Below are 21490 nucleotides of genomic sequence, written 5' to 3' on the forward strand. Positions count from 1 at the left end.
TTTTTTGCGGATTCGTGTATTTGGTTATTCGAATTTACGAATTCAAATTAACAAATAACCAAACTATCAAACAACCTATTTAGTATTTCAGCCATTTGAACAACTCTTTCCAGGTTGGTTTTTTGCCGTACATTAAAATTCCGACGCGGTAAATTTTAGAGGCAAACCACACAATTCCCAGAAAACTTCCAAACAAAATCGCGATGGAAAGCGCAATCTGCCACCAAGGCACCCCGAACGGAATACGCATCAGCATTACGATGGGCGACGTTAGCGGAATCATGGAAAATATGGTCGCCACGGTTCCGTGCGGATCGTTCATCACCGTAAAGAATCCTACGTAAACACCCAACATCAAAGGCATGATAATCGGTAACAGGAATTGTTGGGAATCGGTTTCGGAATCTACAGCGGCTCCGATGGCGGCGTAAAGGGAACTGTACAAAAAGTAACCTCCGATGAAATACAAAATAAAAAACAGGAAAAGGGTTATCGTTGGAATTTCATTCAGATACAGCTGAATTTTTCCCAGCAGTCCGGTAGCCATTTCCATTTGTTCCGGTTGCATTTGTGCTGTTGTCGTGCTAAGGTCGGCCTGACTTGCTCCGAAAAGGGTAAGCACAAACATCAGCCCTAAGCCCAACAGAATCCAGACGATGAATTGCAGAATTCCGGCCAAAGAAGTTCCGATGATTTTCCCCATCATCAACTGGAACGGCTTTACCGAGGAAATGATGATTTCGATAATGCGGTTCGTTTTTTCTTCGATGACGCTTCGCATCACCATGTTGCCGTAAATGATGATAAACATCATAATCAGGTAACCGAACAGAAACCCGATGCCGATTTTAATTTCGTTCAGGTATTTCAGTCCTTCTTCTCCCGAAAATTTAGAAACGCGAACATCTGATTTTACTTTCGCTTTCTCGATTTTATCGGAATCAAAACCCAGTTCCTGCAAATTGTTTTTGCTAAGCTTGGCATTGATTACCGCTTCGATTTCCATCAGGAATTCCATGCGCGGACTGTCATCGGAAATGTATTCGGTTTTGGTGGCTAATTCTTGTATATCTGCCACTTTGGGAACATAAATCATGCCTTCGTAGCTGTTGCTGGCCGTGTCTTTGGCGGTTTTGAAAGGCATGGAAGACAAATCCACATACACGATTTCCTGTGAATTTTTAAAATCGTTTTTGAAGATTCCGGCTTCGTCGTAAATAGCGATTTTTTTCACTTCGCCTTCGTTAGCCTTTGAAAGATAAGCAATTAAAGCGGTCATGGCCACAATTAACAACGGTCCTAAAAAAGTCATGACAATGAAGGACTTGTTGCGGACCTTGGAAATGAATTCTCTTTTTATGATTAGTGGTAATACTGACATTTTGGATAGTTTGATTGTTCGATTATTAGATTGTTCGATTATTAGATTTTCTTTAAAATTCTAACCTCTAAAATCTGAATTACTATTTGTTCGTAACGGTTTTGATAAAGATGTCGTTGATGCTCGGGATTTTTTCCACGAAATGGGTTACCTGGCCGTTTTGGGTTAGAATATGCAGCAACTCATTGGGCGCGGAACCGTTTAGCTGTACTTCAATTTTCAATTCGTCGTTCAGGGATTTGAAATCGGTTTGCTGCAATTGGAATTTTTGCGTTAAATCATACATCAGGCGTTCCACATTACTTGACAGGATACCCACTTCGTAAGCATTGGTACGGTGTTCTTTTTTCACGTCGATTAACTTCCCTTCGATTAACTTGTTGGATTTGTGGATTAAGGCGATGTGGTCGCACATTTCTTCCACACTTTCCATACGGTGGGTGGAAAAAATTACTGACGTTCCTTTTTTGTTGAGTTCGATGATTTCGTCTTTAATTAGGTTCGCATTTACTGGGTCAAATCCGGAAAACGGCTCGTCTAAAATCAACAATTTGGGTTGATGCAAAACAGTAACAATGAACTGTACTTTCTGCGCCATTCCTTTTGACAATTCCTGAATTTTTTTGTTCCACCAGCTTTCGATTTCGAATTTTTCGAACCAGTATTTTAGCTGTTTTTTGGCATCCGCTTCGGATATTCCCTTTAATTGGGCCAGGTACATACACTGTTCGCCTACTTTCATGGTTTTGTACAAACCACGTTCTTCCGGCATGTACCCGATATACTGCACGTGTTTTGGAGCTAATTTTTCACCGTCCAGAATCACTTCGCCACCATCGGGCATGGTAATCTGGTTGATGATTCGGATTAAAGAGGTTTTCCCGGCTCCGTTAGGACCAAGAAGCCCGTAAATACTACCTTTAGGAACACTTAACGAAACGCTGTTGAGCGCGGTATAGTCGCCGTATTGTTTAACTACATTATGTACTTCAAGTATTGAATTCATGAATTGCTATTGTTTTTGTAAAAGTAACGATTAGATGCCAATTGGAAGGATTTGTTACACAAAAAAACCCATTATCGGGCAGACAATGGGTTTTTTCAGGATATAAAAAAATTATGAAAACATGTCTTTCACTTTTTCAAAGAAAGACTTATCGGTTTTTTCGGGTTTCGGAACGAAATTAGGATCTTCCAGCATTTTCTCGAAGAACTGTTTTTGCTCTTTGTTTAAGGTTTTCGGGGTCCAAACGTTGATGTGAACCAGTAAATCTCCGCTGCCGTAGCTGTTCAGACTCGGAATTCCTTTGCCTTTTAAACGCAGGATTTTTCCGGACTGAATGCCTTCTTCCAGCTTGATACGCACTTTACCGCTTACCGTTTCAATTTCTTTGGAAGTTCCTAATGCCGCTTCCGCAAAACTGATGTACAAATCGTAATGCAGGTTTTCGCCTTCGCGTTTTAAGGTTTCGTGTTCTACCTCTTCGATTACCACAATCAGATCGCCCGGAATTCCGTTGGCACCCGGCGCATCGTTTCCTTTTCCGGATACTTTTAACTGCATGCCGTCTACTACTCCGGCCGGGATTTTGATGGATACGGTTTCGTCTTCCAGTATCATTCCGTGCGCATCGGCTCCGGCAGGTTTACTGTCGATGATTTGACCGGTACCGCCACAAGTGTTACACGGCGTCGAGGTTTGCATTCTTCCCAAAATGGTATTGGTTACCCGCATCACCTGACCCGATCCGTGACAGGTAGGACAGGTTTTGTAACTAACGCCTTTGGCCTGTACTTTACGTTTTACTTTTACTTTTTTCTCTACGCCGTTGGCAATTTCTTCCAACGTAAGTTTTACTTTGATACGAAGGTTGCTGCCTTTCATTCTGCGCTGACCGCCACCGCCGCCAAAACCTCCGAATCCGCCGCCAAAAGCACTTCCGAAGATGTCCCCGAACTGACTGAAAATGTCGTCCATGTTCATGTGGTGACCGCCGCCGAAACCTCCGGCTCCGTCGAAAGCAGCATGACCGTATTGGTCGTAACGTGCTTTTTTGTCTGCATCGCCCAAAATCTCGTATGCTTCGGCTGCTTCCTTGAACTTGTCTTCGGCAGCCTTATCCCCCGGATTTTTATCGGGATGGAATTCAAGGGCTTTTTTACGGTAGGCTTTTTTAATCTGCTCCGGTGTTGCGTTTCGGTCTACTCCTAATACTTCGTATAAATCTCTTTTCTTCATGAGTTCATTCTGTTTGGGAACTTACGCTCCGATAACCACTTTTGGGAAACGAATAATTTTGTCGCCCAATTTATAACCTTTTTCCACTACATCAACCACTTTGCCTTTCATGTCGTCTCCGGCAGGGATTTGGGTAATGGCTTCGGCAAAATCGGCGTTGAATTCGTCTCCGGCTTTTACCGTCACTTCTTCCAGTCCTTTGGCGGTTAGGGTTGATTTCAATTTGTCGTAAATCAGTTCCACGCCTTTCACCAAAGCTTCGTCTTCTGATTTTGAAATTTGAGCTAAGGCCCTGTCAAAATCGTCCATTACCGGCAACATCGCCTGAAGGACTTCCTGTCCGGCAGTTTTGAACAATTCGATGCGCTCTTTGGCGGTTCTTTTCTTGAAATTTTCGAATTCCGCAAACAAACGTAAAAACTTGTCTTTTTCTTTGGCCAAATCTTCCTGCAACTGTTCTTCTGCTGTTAATTCCGGATTGGTAATCTCCTGATTTTCTGAAACATTTTCTCCTTGTAATTGATCTTTCTCGATGTTTTCAGTACTTTCCTGGCTCATATTTCTGAATATTTTTTTAAACATTAGCTATTTCTCGTTAGTTGAGATTGCAAAAGTATTGCCAAAGGTTTAAAAATGCCAATTTGTCACTATTATTTTTTACGGAACGGCAATTTTGTTCGTGAATCTTCGTTAACTTTAATATAATTTTAAGAAGTTTTCGTTTACATTTAAATAGATTTGTGTTATACCTAAAACCATTTCATTATGAAAAAAATCGTTTTTAGTTTGCTTATTGTTTCCTCTGCATTTTTAACTTCCTGTAAAAAAGAAAAGGTTACAGAAGATGCCGTAAACACTGCCACGGCAGATGTTGTAATGACTCCGGGAAATATTAAACTTAGTGCCGACACCCAACAATCTGTCATCCGTTGGACCGGCTCCAAACCAACAGGTAAACATAACGGAACCATCAGTATTAAAGAAGGTGATGTAACGGTGAAAGACGGACAAATTCTAACCGGAACTTTTGTTTTAGATATGAATTCCATTACCGTAACCGATTTAAAACCGGAAGACGGAAAAGAAGACTTAGAAGCGCATTTAAAAGGAACCAGCGCTAAAAACGGTGCAGATGATTTCTTCAACGTAAAAAAATATCCTACCGGAAAATTCGTGATTACCAAAGTGGCGGATGAAAACGGTAAAACGGTTGTTTACGGAAACCTGACCCTGAAAAATGTAACCAAAGCGGTAAACTTCCCGGCAACTGTGGTAGCTTCCGACACTTTGGTAACCATCGACAGTGAACCGCTGGTGATTAACAGAACATACTGGAACATTAATTATGGTTCAAAATCGGTTTTCAAAAATTTGGCCGACAAATTTATAAACGACGAAGTGGAAATTAAAGTAAACGTTAAAGCAACTTCCAACTAATTATTAATTCATCTTACGATTATAGTTTAAAAAGCACCGGATTTCGGTGCTTTTTTTATGTCAGTAAGCTGTCAAGCGCTTTGTCTACGATTTTATATTTAAACTGGAAGCCGTTATCCAATGCTTTTTGGGCGCTTACATTCTGGCTTTCAAACAGTAAAATATGCATTTCTCCTAACAGTAATTTCATTAAAAACTTAGGCACATTGGGCAGAATAATGTCTTTATCTAAGGTTCTTCCTATGGCTTCCACCAATTCGGCATTGGTTACCGGGTGGGGCGCCACGGCATTATAAACCCCGTTCCAGTGATGCTGTACGGCATATAAAAACATATTGGCCAAATCGTGAAGATGAATCCAGGACTGCATTTGTTTGCCCGTTCCGAAAGCGGCTCCCATTCCGGATTTTATGGGTTTTACCATTTGCGGCAGCGCTCCGCCGTTATTGGCCAGTACCAAACCTATACGGAGTTTGCAGACCAATATGTTCAGTCGGTTGAATTTTTCCACGGATTCTTCCCACCGCTCCGTTACGGTACCCAGAAAAGTCGGGCTTATTTCGGCAGTATTTTCCGAATACAGTTTTTCATAACTGCTGGGATAAACACCAATGGCGGAAGCCGAAACAATTTGTTTTACTTCGTTGGGATTGTTTTTTAAGGCTTTGTAAAGTAAATCGGAAGTAAGAATCCTGCTTTCGATGATTTCCTGTTTATAGGAACTCGTCCAGCGCTTGGCTATATTAGCACCGGCCAGATGAATGATGGCATCAACGCCTAAAAGGCAGTTTTCATCAATAATTCCTTTTTGAGGATCCCAGAAAAAACCCTGATAGTGTGGCTCTCCTTCGATTTTCTTTTTAGAGGTGGTAAGATAATGAATCGAAATCCCGTTTTGCAGCAGCAACGAAACCAGCTCTTTCCCTATCAACCCGGTTGCTCCTGTTATCAAAATCTTCATATTCAGCTTTTTATTACAAATTTAAAGGCTGAAGGATAAAAAATAATGTTAATTAAGTAAGGTTTAACTTTTATACGGAATTACTTTACTTTAATGCTCCATTCGAAGTCCATTTCGGAAACCTGATCGCCTTTTTCGTCGGTTCCTACGGATGTCATCCAGAACGTTTGACCTTCTCCGGTAGTCACGGCACGCTGAATGGCTTCTTCCAGCAAATGACCGTCTTTACATATAAAGGTAATACGGCCTCTCGCTTTTTTGGTGAAGTTCCCTTTGTTATTAGCCACCAGCATCGAAATGTTTTTACCGCTTTTTTTAATCTGATACATCACTAAAGCACCCGTAGTAAGTTCTGCCGCCATCGCCTGTACCGCAAAATACATCGAATTAAACGGGTTTTGGTTAATCCAGCGGTGTTTTACGGAAACGGTACATTGTTCTGTAGAAATCTGTTTTACGCGCACTCCGCACCAAAATGCCGAGGGCAATTTAAAAAACAAAAAAGTGTTCAATTTTGACGGGGTAAACTCCATAATGCTATATTTTAGGCTAATGTACAAAAAATTACTATGCGCTCATACAAAAATGAAATTGTTAAAAATATGTTAATTATCAGTACTTTGCTTTGCAAGGTATCTTCTTTTAGCTTTATCTTTGTATAAGAAATTAATAGATAATCAATAGTATTATAAAAATAAACATCAATCATCATGAAAACAGCAGTCATTTTTTTAGGAATCGCTTTGGCAACATTTACCAATGTAACTTTAGCCGCAGATTTTGAACAATCTTTTGAAGAAGACAATCGCCATCCGCAGGAGAATTTCCAAAAAAGTTCAAGTAATATCAGTGCAGGTTTTGAAACTTCTACTTTAAAAGATATCGATTTAATCAGCAGCATTTCAAATTTACCAACAGCTCCTGTTCATAAAAAAACCATGGAGGAAATCATAGCCGAAGACAATCTGATTATCGAAAGCAATCTGACAACCGCTAAAAACACATTCGAAGACAATGCAATTGAACCGGTTGTCGATCTGAGCCCGATTTCTCCCGAAAAAACCATCGAACAAATCATCCTCGAAGACAGCCAGATAACTGAAAGTCCGGTGTTGAATACCAAGAACCTCATCCTTATCGGTACTTCAAAGGAAATCTTAAGTTTACAGTAAGTTTCGGAATTCAGATATTGTTAAAAAAATGTTAATTATAAGTACTTTGCATTACAAGGTATCATCTTTTAACCTTATCTTTGTATAAGAAATTAATAGTCAATCAATAGTATTATTTCAAGAGTTTCAATCATCAATCAAATCATCAGCCTAAGCGCAGCCGAATTGTTTGGAGCGCGGCGGTAAAATCAAAAAACAAAAAACCATGACAACCGCAACCGAAAAAAGCACAGCCACCGTTTTACATCTCAGCACGCTGTCACAGTATTTCGTTCCGTTTGGCAATTACTTCTTCCCGATTTTAATCTGGGCATTCCGCAAAGACAAATCGGAATTTGTAGACTACACCGGAAAACAGGTTTTGAATTTCCAGCTTAGCATGTTGCTGTATTCCGTAATACTGGCAGCTATTGCCATCCCAATGTTACTTTACAGTGTTTTCAGCAACGTGACCTTTCAGGAGCTGGAAACTGGAAGTTTTGAACTGAAGCAGCTAACCGCCGGGAATTTAACCGGAATTGCAATGGTCGCTTTAACAGCCATTTTTCTGTTCTGTACTTTAAAAGTAATCGAGTTCTTCTTAATTATTTATGCCGCAGTAAAAACAAGCAACGGAGAACAATACAAATATCCTTTGAGCATTTCATTTTTAAAATAAAACGCACATCGTCAATCAATCAATCAATCAATCAAAAAATGAACAGTTTAATCCCAAAAAGCAAAATCCTATGAACATTGAGAACACCAAAGCTCAGATGCGTAAAGGAGTTTTAGAGTTCTGCATTCTGTCCGTCTTAAAAGAGAAAGACGCTTACACTTCAGAAATTCTGGACACCTTAAAAAACGCTAAATTATTAGTCGTGGAAGGTACGGTTTATCCTTTACTGACACGATTAAAAAACGACGGCCTACTTAGCTACCGCTGGGAAGAATCAACTTCGGGACCGCCCAGAAAATACTACGGTTTAACCGAAGAAGGACATGAATTTTTAAAAGAATTAAATGGCACCTGGAACGAATTAGCCGGAGCCGTAAACACCATAACCCGCCAAAACCAATAGTCATGAACAAGACAGTAAACATAAACTTAGGAGGTTTTCCTTTCACAATTGACGAAGACGCCTTTCAGAAACTGAGTCGTTACTTTGATGCTATCAAGCGTTCCCTTTCGGCAGACGGAAGAGACGAAATCATGAACGACATCGAAAGCAGAGTTGCAGAATTGTTATCTGAAAAATTATCCAACAGCAAACAAGTAATCAGCTTAACGGAAATTGATCAGGTTATCGACGTTATGGGACAACCGGAAGATTACCGTATCGAAGACGAGAGCGAGAAAAAAACCTATACCACTTACAATCCGAGCGGTACGAAAAAATTATACCGCGACAGAGAAAAAGGAATGTTGGGCGGTGTTCTGGCTGGTTTCGGTCATTACTTTGGCGTAGATCCGCTTTGGCTGCGCATCATTATGGTGATTTTACTGTTCAGCTGGGGGATTGGAATCATCCCATACATCCTTTTCTGGATTTTAGTACCGGAAGCCAAAACAACTGCCGAAAAACTGGAAATGACCGGCCAACCCATTACCATTTCCAATATCGAGAAAAAAGTAAAGGAAGGCTTCGCTGAAATTTCGGACACCTTAAACAATATCGACCATCAGAAAATTGCCGATAATGCCAAAAGCGGTGTTCAAAAAGTAGGCAACTCTCTGGAAGAAGTGCTGATGACTATTTTCAGAGTAATCGCTAAAGTAATCGGTGCGTTTATTGTGGTGGTTTCGGCCTCATCTTTAATCGGAATCATTATTGCATCCATCATGCTGATTTTTTCATCCACCATGCCAGATACGCCTTGGTTCAACTATGTGAATGCCGGAAATTATACAGATATCCCGATGTGGCTGTTAGGCCTCTTGTCGCTGTTCGCCATCGGAATCCCGTTCTTCTTCTTCTTCCTTTTAGGCCTGAAGCTTTTAATCAACAACTTGAAATCTATCGGCAACTACGCTAAATTTACGTTGCTGGCGGTTTGGATTATCGCTGTTATTTCCCTGATTTACTTCGGAGTACGCCAGGCAACCGAAGTAGGTTTCGACGGAAAAGTGGTGAAGAAAGAACAGTTGATCATTAAGGCAAACGATACGTTAAACATCAAATTCCGTTTTAACGATTATTTCTCAAAAACGGCCAATGCCAATACTAATTTCCGATTCACACAGGATTCCACACAAAACGAAGTGATTTATTCGAATAACATCGAACTGCATTTATTGAAAACGATGGAAGCGCCTTACATGCAAATTGAAAAAACAGCTGAAGGAAAATCATTAACCGATGCCAGAAAACGCGCAGAAAAAATACGATATAGTTTTGAAATTCAGGGAAATACCTTAATTTTAGACAATTATTTACTGACGGATATTGAGAACAAATTCCGCAATCAGAAAGTAAAAATATTCCTTTACTTACCGGAAGGTACGATTATTCATCCGGATGCGAACACAGCGGAATATTTAGACAACGATTATTCGAACTACTACTTCTACAGCAATAGTGATCAGAACTATTACAAAATGGAGAAGGAAGCATTAAAATGTCTGAACTGTCCTGAAGATGATGAAGACTGGGATGAAGAAACAACAGACAGTGCCAGTACTCACACCACAACCGTCACTTTAAACGAAAAAGGCTTACAAATCAAAGAAAGCAAAAAAGTAACCAACAAAGAAGTGGAAGGCATTAAAGTTACCGATAACGAAGTCATCATTAAGACTAAAAACTAAAAAGTGAAATCATCAATCAAACTTTTTTTAGCAGCAGTCTCCCTGACAAGTTGGTTTGCAAATGCTCAGCAGGTCGTCATCAAACCCAAACCTGAGCAGCCGATTATCGAAAACGGAGAATACAACAATTATCTGAATTTCGATTTCATAATCAGCAACACCACAAAAGACACTTTAACGCTAACCCGGCTTGAAGTGCAACTTTTCGACAAAAACAACCGGCTGATTCAGCAGAAGTTCTTAGACAATAACGGTACGGCTCCCAGCATAAACACCATTCCCGAAAAACAGTGGAATGGTGTTTCCGAGAGCCTGATTTTCAACCCTTTTCACGAGATACACAACCTTACTGAAAAACTGGAATACACGTTTACATTTAACAATTCCGTTGAAGTAAAAAAGACCGTAATTCCGGTACATTACAAACAATCGGTGGCGTTCAGTTTGCCTTTAAAATCGAAACTGCTGGTGTACGACGGCCATGATTTTTATTCACATCACCGCAGGTTCAATTACGAATTCTCGCCAATTAAACAGTTGGGATTCAAGGGGAATTTTATGCGCTACGCCTACGATTTTGTAATTTTAAATGAAGACGGAAAACAATTTAAAGGAAACGGAGAAGAAAACACCGACTGGTACGGTTTCGGCTCCGATGTGCTGGCAGTTGCCGACGGAGAAATCATCGCTTTGGAAACGAATCAGAAAGACGACAAGTCGTTCGACATTCCGAGCCTGAAAACCAATCCGCTGGCGCTTTACGGCAATTATGTCGTAATCAGACATGCCGATGGTGTTTACAGTATGTACGGGCATTTGAAACAGCAAAGCACTGCGGCTTTACAAAAGGGTTTAAAAGTAAAAAAAGGGCAAAAGATAGGTCAAATCGGAACATCAGGAAGCTCGTTTTTCCCGCATCTGCACTTTGAGATACGCAACAACACGAATCACGATGCCGAAGGATTGCCCTCCTATTTCGACAACTATACCTTATTTCTGGGAAGTACCAAGAAAGATATGAAAAGAGGCGGTATTAATACCGGAGACATTCTACAATCAAAATAATCAACTTATAAAAACAAACATTATGGTAAAATTAGTTGTTAACCTTACGAAAATAGTAATCGCTGTAGTGGTTGCCCTGTTGTTCGGTTCCTGCAACCTGAACATTGGCAGCCTTAAAAAAGTGGACGGAGACGGTAATGTAGTGCGTAAAACCAGAACCGTAACTTCTAACTTCACCTCGGTAAAAGCCAGTAACGGATTGGACGTTATTTTAATTTACGGACCAAGTCACAACATAAAAGTGGAAGCCGATGCTAACTTGCACGACCACATCAAGACGGAAATTACAGACGGCGAACTGAAAATTTTCACCGATGCCAATCTCCGCAATGCTGAGGCCAAAAAAGTTTACGTACAGTTGCCGAAACTCAGTTCGCTAGAAAGTTCAAGCGGTGCTTCCGTAACCGGAAAAAATATTTTTGAAAGCACATCGTTAGACATTTCTTCCAGCAGCGGCAGTGAAATCGACATTAAAGTAAAAGCCGTTTCGGTAAGTTGTCAGAGCAGCAGCGGCAGTGAACTGAAAATAAGCGGAACCGCAGACCGTCTGGAAACCAAATCCTCCAGCGGAAGTTCTATCGATGCCTCTGATTTAATAGTCGCTAACGCCTTTGCCGATTCTTCCAGCGGAAGCAGTATCGAAATAAACGCAACCGAAACCCTAACGGCAGAAGCCTCCAGCGGAAGCTCGGTTACTTATGAAGTCGACCCTAAAACGCTTAACCGAAAAATGAGCTCGGGTGGCAGTATCAGCAAGGATTAATCAAAATTTAAAAACATCAGTATTCGCTGATGTTTTTTTTTATATTTGTGAAAACTAAAGAATGTAACCCAAATGAAAAAACTCTACTTCCTTCTTTTTGCTTTAGTCATCACATCGGTTTCCTTTGCCCAGAAAAAGGAAAAAATTAAAGGATCCAAAATTGTTACGGTTACCCAAAAAGATGTGGAGCCTTTTCAGAATTTGGAAATCACCGACAATCTGGAAATTTTCATCATTAAAGGTGACAAACAAAGCATCGAAATCGAAGCCGATGACAACCTGCATGATGTTTTAAAATACGAAATGAGCGGCAATACCCTGCAACTGAGTTCTACAAAAGATGTTACGGGAGCCAAAAAATTCAGTGTCAGAGTTACCTACACCAACGATTTGAAATTGATTACCGTGCGAGGCGAAGCACAGTTAAACTCTCTGGCAGATTTGCAAGGCGATAACATCACGGTAAAAAATTACGACTATTCAAAATCGTATCTGAATGTTAAGGCCACCTATTTCACTTTAATTATGAACGACCGTTCGAAAGCAGAACTCAATGCAAAATCGGAATCCGTTACGGTGGAATTAAGTAAAAATGCCGAAATCAAAGCTTTAGTAGCCGCCCAAAGCCTCAAAATGGATTTGTACCAGAAAACCTCCGCCACTGTAGAAGGTGACGCGGCACAAGCTAAATTCAGGGCAGACAACAACGCCAATTTAACCGCTAAAAAGCTAACCGCGCTTGAGATGGAATTAGTGGCCGAAGCTTACACCAACGTTAGCGTAAATGCAACCAAAAACATCAGCATCACTGCTACAGGAAAATCTGAAATCCAATTGTTTGGAACTCCAAAAATAAATATGGTTAATTTTGCGGATAACGCGACTTTGTACAAAAAGCAGCTGCAGTAAATTTTTAACAATAAAAAATCCCAACTTTTCAGTTGGGATTTTTTATTTGGCTATTTATTAATTAGCATTCGCTTCAACATGATGCTCTTTGGCCGCCAAATAGCGTTCGGCATCCAAAGCCGCCATACATCCGGTTCCGGCCGCTGTAACCGCCTGACGGTATACATGGTCGGCTGCATCTCCTCCAACAAACACACCTTCTACACTGGTTTTAGCAGTTCCCGGTTCGTTGATAATGTAACCTGTTTCGTCTAACTTCAGATAATCTTTGAAAACATCCGTGTTCGGCTTATGACCGATGGCTACAAAGAAACCGGTAGCCGGAATTTCCTTCACTTCGCCGGTTGTGTTGTTTCTAACGCGTACGCCGGTTACCACATTTCCGTCTCCTAACACTTCTTCGGTTTCGGTATGCAACAGGATTTCGATGTTTTCGGTTTTACGCACGCGGTCTTCCATGATTTTTGAAGCACGGAATTTTTCACTGCGCACCAACATCGTTACTTTTTTACATAATTTCGATAAATAATGGGCTTCCTCACAGGCACTGTCTCCTGCTCCGACAATTACCACTTCCTGATTTCTGTAAAAGAAACCGTCGCAAACCGCACAAGCCGAAACCCCACCACCCATTTGCAGGTAATGCTGTTCTGAAGGCAATCCTAAATATTTTGCTGAAGCTCCGGTAGAAATAATTACCGTCTCACAGTGGATTTCGTTCGTTTCGTTCACCCAAACTTTGTGAATTGGTCCGGTAAAATCTACTTTGGTTACCCAACCGTCACGAACGTCTGTTCCGAAACGTTTCGCCTGTTCCTGAAGCTGTACCATCATTTCCGGTCCGGTAATTCCTTCCGGATAACCCGGGAAATTTTCCACTTCGTTAGTTGTGGTTAACTGTCCGCCCGGTTGTGTCCCTTGGTATAAAACAGGATTCATGTTCGCTCTTGCGGCATAAATTGCTGCGGTATAACCTGCTGGTCCAGAACCTATAATAAGGCATTTTACTTTTTCTATAGTATCTGACATAATCTTATGTAGTTATTTTATTTTTTGAAGTTTACAAATGTAAGTTTTAATTAAAAAAGATTTCTAAAAAAGATATCAGATTTACCTATTGAAAAATAATCCATATTTATTCTCAAAAATATTTTGGAAATAAAATTTAAGTCTTATATTTGCACCCGTCAAATGAGACACGGGGTGTAGCGTAGCCCGGTTATCGCGCCTGGTTTGGGACCAGGAGGTCGCAGGTTCGAATCCTGCCACCCCGACAAACAAATCCTTTCAGCTTTGCTGAAGGGATTTTTTGTTTTTATTCCGGTTTGAATTCGTCTTTTAAATTTATAAATTCCTATTTTTGCCAGGATAAATTAACACAACATTATATGCTGATTATTGGAATCGCCGGCGGTACCGGAAGCGGAAAAACAACCGTTGTGCATCAGATCATGAACGAATTGCCGGAAACAGAAGTAGGTATCATTTCTCAGGATCATTACTATAAAGAAACGCACGACTTAAGTTACGAAGAGCGTTCAAAAATCAATTTTGACCATCCGCGTGCTATCGATTTTGAACTGCTTACCGAACATTTGAAAGATTTAAAAGCCGGGAAAGCGATCGATCAGCCCGTTTATTCCTTTGTTCAACACAACAGAACCGGCGACACCATTCACACCCTACCTAGAAAAGTAATGATTGTGGAAGGCATTTTAATCTTAACCAATCCGGAATTACGCGAATTATTCGACATTAAAATTTTCGTCCATGCGGATTCCGATGAGCGCTTAATCCGTCGTTTAAAGCGTGACATTGCCGAGCGTGGCCGTGACATGGAAGAAGTGCTGAATCGTTACCAGACGACTTTAAAACCGATGCACGAACAGTTCATCGAACCCACCAAAGCGTATGCAGACATCATCATTCCGAACGACAAATACAATACCGTTGCCATTGACGTGGTTCGTGCGGTAATCAACCAAAGAATTGCTTAATTTTCAGTACATTTACAACCTATGAAAAAAGCATTTGAAGTCTTAGTAGCCCAGTACCCGTTTCTGAAAATCTTCGGAAACCGTTATGTATTGGTGTTGCTGTTCTTCACGGTATGGATGCTTTTTCTGGACAACTATTCCTATCTGGAACACCGCGTTTTAAACAAGGAAATTGAGGAACTGGAAGACAACAAAAAATACTATCAGGAGGAAATCAGAAAAGATAACGAAAACATCAAAAAACTGAAAAATCCCGGTCAGATAGAGAAATACGCGCGGGAGAAATACTACATGAAGCGCGAAAACGAAGACATTTACATAATAGAATTTGAAGATGAAGTGCCTCATGACGGCGCTGAATAATGCATAACACCATGAGCGACAAGCTATTTTCAGAATTTGAAGGCGTTTCTTCCAAACAGTGGAAGCAACAGATTCAATACGAATTAAAAGGAGCCGATTACAACGAAACCCTGGTTTGGGAAAGCCCCGAAGGCATAAAGGTAAAACCTTTTTATCACAGCGACGAAGCCGGACAACCTTTACCTGTTCAATCACCTAAAACAGCTTTCAGCATTGTGCAGAACATTTTCGTACACGATCTGGAAAAATCCATTGCAAGAGCTAATGAAACCTTGAACAGAGGAGCCGAAAGCATCCGTTTTACTTTAGAAAACGATCAGGCCGATGTGGAAAAACTGCTAACAAACATTCCCACAAACGTTCCCGTTTATTTCTATTTCGAATTCCTGAACCCTGATTTCATCAAAAAAATTGACGGAATTGCCGCCAAACGCAACGCCACTGTTTTTGTGGAAATCGACCCAATCGGACAATTAGCCAAAGACGGCAACCTCTTTGCAAATGTAGATTCCGATTTTACGGTGTTAAACGATTTGGCAAAAAGTTGCCAGCATATTAATTTTCTGAGCATTAACGCGGCTTTGTGCCAGAATGCAGGAGCGAATATCGTACAGCAATTGGCGTACACTTTGGCACATGCGAACGAATATTTCAACCGAATTTTGGCCATCGGAAAACCAATTACCATTAAAGTAGCCGTTGGAACGAATTACTTTTTTGAAATCGCTAAACTTCGCGCTTTACGATTGTTATTCAACACTTTAGCCAAAGAATACAACCATACTTTCGACTGTCATATTGTGGCCACGCCAACCAAGCGCAACAAAACCTTATACGATTACAATGTAAACATGCTGCGTACCACTACGGAATGCATGAGTGCCATTTTAGGTGGAGCCGATGCCGTAGCGAATTTAGCTTACGACGCCATCTACCACAAAGACAACGAATTTGGCGATAGAATTTCCCGTAACCAGCTATTGGTTTTAAAACACGAGAGTTATTTCGATATTGTGAACAATCCTTCGGACGGCGCGTATTATATCGAAACTTTAACCGAACAACTGGCTGAAAAAGCGCTGGCGTTATTTAAAGACATCGAAAAAGGTGGCGGTTTCATCACACAATTGATCGAAGGAACCATTCAACGAAAAATCAAAGAAAGTGCCGATAAAGAACAGGAATTGTTCGACAATGGCAAGGAAATCCTATTGGGAACTAACAAATACCCGAACAAAGAAGACCGCATGAGCCACGATCTGGAACTATATCCGTTTGTAAAAATTAATCCGCGTAAAACCTTGATTACTCCAATTATTGAAAAACGATTGGCCGAAAAAATGGAACAGGAACGTTTGGAAAATGAAAAGCAATAAGTATTTGCAACAGCAATGAGAAAAGACATTCAACATATAACATTAAACAAAGTAGAAGAAAAAAGGGAAAAGTCACAAGACAAAACCTTTTTAACTGCCGAAGGCATTGAAGTAAAATCCAATTATTCCGAAACCGATTTAGAAAATTTGGAGCATTTGGAATTCGGAGCCGGATTTGCACCCAATTTACGCGGACCGTATGCAACAATGTACGTGCGTCGTCCGTGGACCATTCGTCAGTACGCAGGATTTTCAACTGCCGAAGAAAGTAACGCCTTTTACCGCAGAAACTTAGCCGCCGGACAAAAAGGATTATCCGTAGCCTTCGATTTAGCGACGCACCGCGGTTATGATTCCGATCACGAACGCGTTGTCGGAGACGTTGGGAAAGCCGGGGTTGCGATTGACTCGGTGGAAGACATGAAGATTCTGTTCGACCAGATTCCGTTAGGGGAAATGTCGGTTTCGATGACCATGAACGGTGCGGTATTACCGATTATGGCCTTCTATATCGTCGCAGCGGAAGAACAGGGCGTGGATGCCAAATTACTGTCCGGAACCATTCAGAATGACATTTTGAAAGAGTTCATGGTGCGTAATACGTACATCTACCCGCCTACACCGTCGATGAAAATCATTGCGGATATTTTCGAATATACCAGTAACAACATGCCGAAGTTCAACTCGATTTCCATTTCGGGTTACCACATGCAGGAAGCCGGAGCTACCGCCGATATTGAGTTAGCGTACACTTTAGCCGATGGTCTGGAATACATCCGAACCGGTTTGGCAGCAGGCATGGATATTGATACTTTTGCCCCTCGTTTGTCGTTCTTCTGGGCTATTGGGATGAACCATTTTATGGAGATTGCCAAAATGAGAGCCGGACGTATGTTGTGGGCAAAACTCCTAAAGCAATTCAATCCGAAAGACGATAAATCGTTAGCACTTAGAACGCACTGTCAGACTTCCGGGTGGAGTTTAACCGAGCAGGATCCTTTCAACAACGTAGCCAGAACAGCAATTGAAGCAGCCGCAGCAGCATTTGGAGGAACGCAATCCTTACACACAAATGCCTTGGACGAAGCCATCGCTCTACCAACTGATTTCTCGGCACGTATCGCCCGTAACACCCAAATCTTTTTACAGGAAGAAACCAAAATCTGCAAAACTGTAGATCCTTGGGCGGGAAGTTATTATGTAGAATCCTTAACCAAAGAAATTGCCGACAAAGCCTGGGCGTTAATTCAGGAAGTGGAAGAATTGGGCGGTATGACCAAAGCCATCGAAGCCGGAATCCCGAAACTTAGAATTGAAGAAGCGGCTGCCAGAAAGCAAGCGCGTATCGACAGCGGTCAGGATATTATCGTCGGGGTAAACAAATACCGTCTGGAGAAAGAAGATCCATTACACATTTTAGAAGTTGACAACCAAACCGTTCGTAAACAGCAAATCGAACGTTTAGACCATATCAAAGCAACCCGAAACACTGCTAAAGTACAGGAATGTTTGGCCAAACTGACCGAATGTGCCAAAACAGGCAACGGGAACTTACTGGATTTAGCAGTAGATGCAGCGCGTAACAGAGCCACTTTAGGGGAAATCAGCGATGCACTGGAAACTGTTTTCGGACGTTATAAAGCACAAATTAAATCCTTCAGCGGCGTGTACAGCAAAGAGATTAAAAACGACGAAAGTTTTGAAAAAGCAAAACAATTAGCCGACGACTTCGCGAAAAAAGAAGGCCGTCGCCCGCGTATCATGATTGCCAAAATGGGTCAGGACGGGCACGACCGCGGAGCGAAAGTAGTAGCCACCGGTTATGCCGACGTAGGTTTCGACGTAGACATCGGACCCTTGTTCCAAACTCCTGCCGAAGCGGCCAAACAAGCCGTGGAAAACGACGTTCATATTTTAGGGGTTTCTTCTTTAGCGGCCGGACACAAAACGTTGGTGCCGCAGGTTATCGAAGAACTGAAAAAATACGGCCGTGAAGACATCATGGTGATTGTGGGCGGTGTAATTCCGGCGCAGGATTATCAGTATTTGTTCGATGCCGGAGCGGTGGCGGTTTTCGGACCGGGCACTAAGATTAGTGAAGCGGCGATTACGATTCTGGAGGTATTACTGGAAGATTAATACATACAACTTAAATGAAGAAAACACTTTTATTAATACTGTTTTTTACTGCATTAATCGCAAATGCTCAAGCCAGTAAAACTGAAATAACCGTTGAATCCGTTTCCAAAAAATGGGAGTTTTCAGATTTGATCAATCCAAAACTTTCTAAAGAAGAGTACAAGGAAAACAAAGAATTACTGGAAGCTACTCAAATTGAATTTAGAAAAGACATGACCTTTACTTTTAGTTTTGTGGCAGATTTGGAAGGAACCTGGACTTTGGACAAAAACATCATCACTACAACCGACAGAAGAGGTAAAAACACTTGGACAATTCACAAAATAAGCCCAAACGAAATTATCATGTCAAGAAATGATGCGGAGCAGAGAATTATTTTTAAAACGAAAACATAAACAAAAGAGATTAATACAAAAAGAGCGGCAAATGCCGCTCTTTTTGTATTCCTATTTTAGCCATCGCAAGGAGCAAGAACGAAAGACTCTCGTATGTTGTAAGAACTCTCTCTTCTCACTTCTCACTTCTCACTTACCCTACAATTGCAACTTCTCCTTTATACTATCTGACAACCGATCAAAATGTTCTTTCTCCAGTTGCAGTTGCTCCAAGGTGTACAGGTTATGCTTATGCAAGGTCTTTAAAGCGCGGTCTCTGATAATCAGCAGCAAATCTGTATCAACGGGGAATTCCTGCTGGTTTTCCAGAAAGGCAACCATTTCGAGCGCCGCGAGGCTTTCCCTGCGGTGGTTTTCAATCGTCTCTAAGGCTTTTTGCACGCGGTATTGTTTGATTTGAATGCCCAGATAATACTGTTTTAGTTTTTCTTTTGCTTTCTGTTCTTCGGCTTTTAAAACCTGCGCTACTTCTTTTGACGTTTGTTTTCGCTCCCGGACAGCCTTCAACAAAAAAGCCAAGTGCAGCTTAGCATCAAGAGGAATATCCCGCATTCCGGATTTAAACATTTTCCACTGACCGGTAGAAATACGCAACAGCATCGCCATTTCTTCCTGGGTTAATCCCAGCAGTTTTTTTAATTCAGGTCGCTTTCTCATTGGTGACTTTTTTGTTTTTTTCTTTGGAAAGTCACAACTTTTGTGCCTTTTTTAAAAAAAATAAAATTTAGTCCCAAAAAGTGTGACTTTTTTGAAAATTATTTTTTTAAGTCACAGGGTTCAAGTACACCAGAAAGGTTTTAAAAACCTGTTGGGTTTACTGTTTTTTGATTCCCCTCAAACATTATTCTTATAAACCAACAGCACCGATTTACAACTTTTTTAAAATAGCACTGAATTTGGCGATTGTATGGGAATTTATTTATGGTTAGTTTTGAGGGATTGTTGATTGAAACGGCTTTGGATTGAGGTTGTTTTGAGTGGATGCGTGTAGAACTGTTCAGAAATTTTAAAAAAATGTACCGATTTTACTTACTCGTGATAATTATAGTTTCAATTTCTGCGAATTGTCAAAATTCTGTTGATCAAATTGTCATCAAAAAAAATTTATATCAAAACAAATTTGATGGTACGGATAGCTTATATAAAACGGAAATTAAAACTGTAACGGATAAGAGTACAATATCTCAATTAGTTGAGGGAATAACAAAAAATGACGATTCAGAAAATTTACTTGCAGTATTTGAAATTGACTCGAACTACATCAAAAACAATAGTGAAGAATTGCTAAACCTATATTCTGGTAAGGAAATAGTTTGGAACACAAAACAAAAAGAGTTTATCATAAATGAATTAAAGAACATTGAAAATTTCAAAATCAAGCTTAGTGATTATCTTTCAAATGGTTGTTGTTACACAATGCATAGTTCATATAAAAACGAATACATTCTTGATTTTAAAAAAGAGGGAAATTCATTATATAGGTATACATCCAGAAAACATATTTGGGGATATAAATTTCCTTGGAAAAATGAAATGGGAAAATCAATCTACAATTTCCAAGTCGACAATTTAATTGACAAAATATTTGGGGCAAAATCAAAAACAGAAAAGCCTTTAAAAAGTGATAAACTTTTAAAATATCTGGTAAATAAAATAATTGATAGTAAGCAAAGAAAACTTTATCAACTGTCTTCTTTTACATACATAAAATCAAATTTTAAAGTCATTTCTCATGAGGAACTATATGGACGAGGCAGATATATTTGGGATGAAAATAAAGTTATCAAAGTAAGATTACATGACGACAACATGTTATCAAATGTAAATCTCCTATTTTTAGCAAAAGTTGAAGATGGCAAACTATACAGCAGAGATTCTATTAAAAATGAAGCTCCAAGAATTATTAAAAGAATTCAGGATATAAATTTTATACGTCAATATTTAATTAACAACGAACATTCAAGGCTTGATACATACTATTTTAATAATAATTCAATAACAGATTATACAATTGACGGAATAAACAAGTCTCCAAAAGAATGGAAAAATCACGACAACTATCTTAAGGGTTTAAAGTATTATGAAAAGAATAATATTAAACCAAATTTTGATATAAAACAAGCCATTGAAAATTCGACAAGAGTAAATTGTGGATGCAATTATAGATTTGAAAAAAGCTATTTAGAACAAGGAATCTTTTTTGAATTATTTGGTGAGGAAGGAGATTCTTCAATCTGGGTTTTGCTCCCAGATAACAAATTATTGTTATATATAATGGACAATGACAAAGTTATTAATCTAAACTTAAAAGGTTACGAGAATAAACACGGGATTAAATTTCCTTGTAAATTATTTAATGCTGATGGCATTGAATTAAAAAAATAAAATTTCTCTAACAAAATGGCGGAGCCTGTGTGTATACCTAAATAGTCAGTGATTTTTTTCTCATCCGAAGTAAAGTTCTTCCTTCCAAACTTTTTCAGTATATTAGTAAACATCAGCAGC

Annotated in this window: 22 protein-coding genes and 1 tRNA gene; 15 read left to right on the plus strand and 8 right to left on the minus strand. The window is 40.1% G+C overall.

The features are described 5' to 3' along the window. Window positions 1–79: 79 nt before the first annotated feature. The 4 genes from G498_RS0111015 to G498_RS0111030 form a co-directional block, all read right to left on the minus strand. Window positions 80–1381, minus strand: coding sequence for an ABC transporter permease (locus tag G498_RS0111015; protein WP_026981196.1), 1302 nt, complete (start codon window positions 1379–1381; stop codon window positions 80–82). An 82-nt stretch (window positions 1382–1463) separates the two neighbouring features. Continuing rightward, window positions 1464–2387, minus strand: coding sequence for an ABC transporter ATP-binding protein (locus G498_RS0111020; RefSeq protein ID WP_026981197.1), 924 nt, complete (start codon window positions 2385–2387; stop codon window positions 1464–1466). A 111-nt stretch (window positions 2388–2498) separates the two neighbouring features. Continuing rightward, a complete protein-coding gene (gene dnaJ / locus G498_RS0111025; protein WP_026981198.1) occupies window positions 2499–3620 on the minus strand; it encodes a molecular chaperone DnaJ in 1122 nt (373 codons plus the stop codon). Window positions 3621–3641: 21 nt separating this feature from the next. Beyond that, window positions 3642–4178 carry a nucleotide exchange factor GrpE gene (locus G498_RS0111030; RefSeq protein ID WP_316928683.1) on the minus strand — a complete coding sequence of 179 codons (537 nt, stop codon included), beginning with the start codon at window positions 4176–4178 and terminating at the stop codon, window positions 3642–3644. A 207-nt stretch (window positions 4179–4385) separates the two neighbouring features. Here G498_RS0111030 and G498_RS0111035 point away from each other — a divergent pair, with 207 nt between their 5' ends. Continuing rightward, entirely contained in the window at window positions 4386–5057 is a 672-nt protein-coding gene (locus G498_RS0111035) for a YceI family protein (protein WP_026981200.1), read from the plus strand. 55 nt (window positions 5058–5112) lie between these two features. On the opposite strand, the gene G498_RS0111040 is transcribed toward G498_RS0111035, so the two are convergent. After that, window positions 5113–6018, minus strand: a complete 906-nt coding sequence (locus tag G498_RS0111040; protein WP_026981201.1) for a TIGR01777 family oxidoreductase — start codon at window positions 6016–6018, stop codon at window positions 5113–5115. Window positions 6019–6098: 80 nt separating this feature from the next. Continuing rightward, entirely contained in the window at window positions 6099–6551 is a 453-nt protein-coding gene (locus G498_RS0111045; RefSeq protein ID WP_026981202.1) for a DUF4442 domain-containing protein, read from the minus strand. 177 nt (window positions 6552–6728) lie between these two features. Here G498_RS0111045 and G498_RS0111050 point away from each other — a divergent pair, with 177 nt between their 5' ends. The 7 genes from G498_RS0111050 to G498_RS0111080 all read left to right on the plus strand — a co-directional run bounded on the left by G498_RS0111050 (window position 6729) and on the right by G498_RS0111080 (window position 12715). Further along, entirely contained in the window at window positions 6729–7190 is a 462-nt protein-coding gene (locus G498_RS0111050) for a hypothetical protein (protein WP_026981203.1), read from the plus strand. Window positions 7191–7395: 205 nt separating this feature from the next. Further along, entirely contained in the window at window positions 7396–7848 is a 453-nt protein-coding gene (locus G498_RS0111055; protein WP_026981204.1) for a DUF4870 domain-containing protein, read from the plus strand. Window positions 7849–7918: 70 nt separating this feature from the next. After that, window positions 7919–8251: a PadR family transcriptional regulator gene (locus tag G498_RS0111060; RefSeq protein WP_026981205.1), complete on the plus strand. Its 333-nt coding sequence runs from the start codon at window positions 7919–7921 to the stop codon at window positions 8249–8251. 2 nt (window positions 8252–8253) lie between these two features. After that, entirely contained in the window at window positions 8254–9978 is a 1725-nt protein-coding gene (locus G498_RS0111065) for a PspC domain-containing protein (protein ID WP_026981206.1), read from the plus strand. A gap of 3 nt (window positions 9979–9981) precedes the next feature. Then, window positions 9982–11043, plus strand: coding sequence for a M23 family metallopeptidase (locus G498_RS15505; protein WP_026981207.1), 1062 nt, complete (start codon window positions 9982–9984; stop codon window positions 11041–11043). A 22-nt stretch (window positions 11044–11065) separates the two neighbouring features. After that, on the plus strand, window positions 11066–11806 hold the full coding sequence (locus G498_RS0111075; RefSeq protein WP_035744034.1) for a head GIN domain-containing protein: 741 nt from the start codon (window positions 11066–11068) through the stop codon (window positions 11804–11806). 72 nt (window positions 11807–11878) lie between these two features. Further along, window positions 11879–12715, plus strand: coding sequence for a GIN domain-containing protein (locus G498_RS0111080; protein ID WP_026981209.1), 837 nt, complete (start codon window positions 11879–11881; stop codon window positions 12713–12715). 57 nt (window positions 12716–12772) lie between these two features. Here G498_RS0111080 and trxB read toward each other — a convergent pair whose 3' ends face one another. Next, window positions 12773–13744: a thioredoxin-disulfide reductase gene (gene trxB / locus G498_RS0111085; protein WP_026981210.1), complete on the minus strand. Its 972-nt coding sequence runs from the start codon at window positions 13742–13744 to the stop codon at window positions 12773–12775. A 170-nt stretch (window positions 13745–13914) separates the two neighbouring features. Here trxB and G498_RS0111090 point away from each other — a divergent pair. The 6 genes from G498_RS0111090 (at window position 13915) to G498_RS0111115 (ending at window position 18985) form a co-directional block, all read left to right on the plus strand. Continuing rightward, window positions 13915–13989: transfer RNA gene (locus tag G498_RS0111090), tRNA-Pro, on the plus strand. Between the two features lie 114 nt (window positions 13990–14103). Continuing rightward, window positions 14104–14712, plus strand: coding sequence for a uridine kinase (gene udk / locus G498_RS0111095; RefSeq protein WP_026981211.1), 609 nt, complete (start codon window positions 14104–14106; stop codon window positions 14710–14712). A 21-nt stretch (window positions 14713–14733) separates the two neighbouring features. Then, window positions 14734–15075, plus strand: coding sequence for an FtsB family cell division protein (locus G498_RS0111100; protein ID WP_026981212.1), 342 nt, complete (start codon window positions 14734–14736; stop codon window positions 15073–15075). Between the two features lie 11 nt (window positions 15076–15086). Next, the gene (locus G498_RS0111105) at window positions 15087–16451 is read left to right on the plus strand and encodes a methylmalonyl-CoA mutase subunit beta (RefSeq protein ID WP_026981213.1); all 1365 of its coding nucleotides are present in this window, start codon (window positions 15087–15089) and stop codon (window positions 16449–16451) included. Between the two features lie 15 nt (window positions 16452–16466). Beyond that, window positions 16467–18590 (plus strand): methylmalonyl-CoA mutase, encoded by a 2124-nt coding sequence (gene scpA / locus G498_RS0111110; RefSeq protein WP_026981214.1) that lies wholly within the window; start codon window positions 16467–16469, stop codon window positions 18588–18590. Window positions 18591–18604: 14 nt separating this feature from the next. Continuing rightward, window positions 18605–18985 carry a hypothetical protein gene (locus G498_RS0111115; protein WP_026981215.1) on the plus strand — a complete coding sequence of 127 codons (381 nt, stop codon included), beginning with the start codon at window positions 18605–18607 and terminating at the stop codon, window positions 18983–18985. 138 nt (window positions 18986–19123) lie between these two features. Here G498_RS0111115 and G498_RS0111120 read toward each other — a convergent pair whose 3' ends face one another. Further along, window positions 19124–19642, minus strand: a complete 519-nt coding sequence (locus G498_RS0111120) for a hypothetical protein (protein ID WP_026981216.1) — start codon at window positions 19640–19642, stop codon at window positions 19124–19126. A gap of 357 nt (window positions 19643–19999) precedes the next feature. Here G498_RS0111120 and G498_RS0111125 point away from each other — a divergent pair, with 357 nt between their 5' ends. Continuing rightward, the gene (locus tag G498_RS0111125) at window positions 20000–21370 is read left to right on the plus strand and encodes a hypothetical protein (RefSeq protein ID WP_131387671.1); all 1371 of its coding nucleotides are present in this window, start codon (window positions 20000–20002) and stop codon (window positions 21368–21370) included. The last annotated feature ends 120 nt before the right edge of the window (window positions 21371–21490 follow it).

It is taken from the genome of Flavobacterium suncheonense GH29-5 = DSM 17707, from assembly GCF_000430025.1.
Taxonomy (GTDB): Bacteria; Bacteroidota; Bacteroidia; order Flavobacteriales; family Flavobacteriaceae; genus Flavobacterium; species Flavobacterium suncheonense.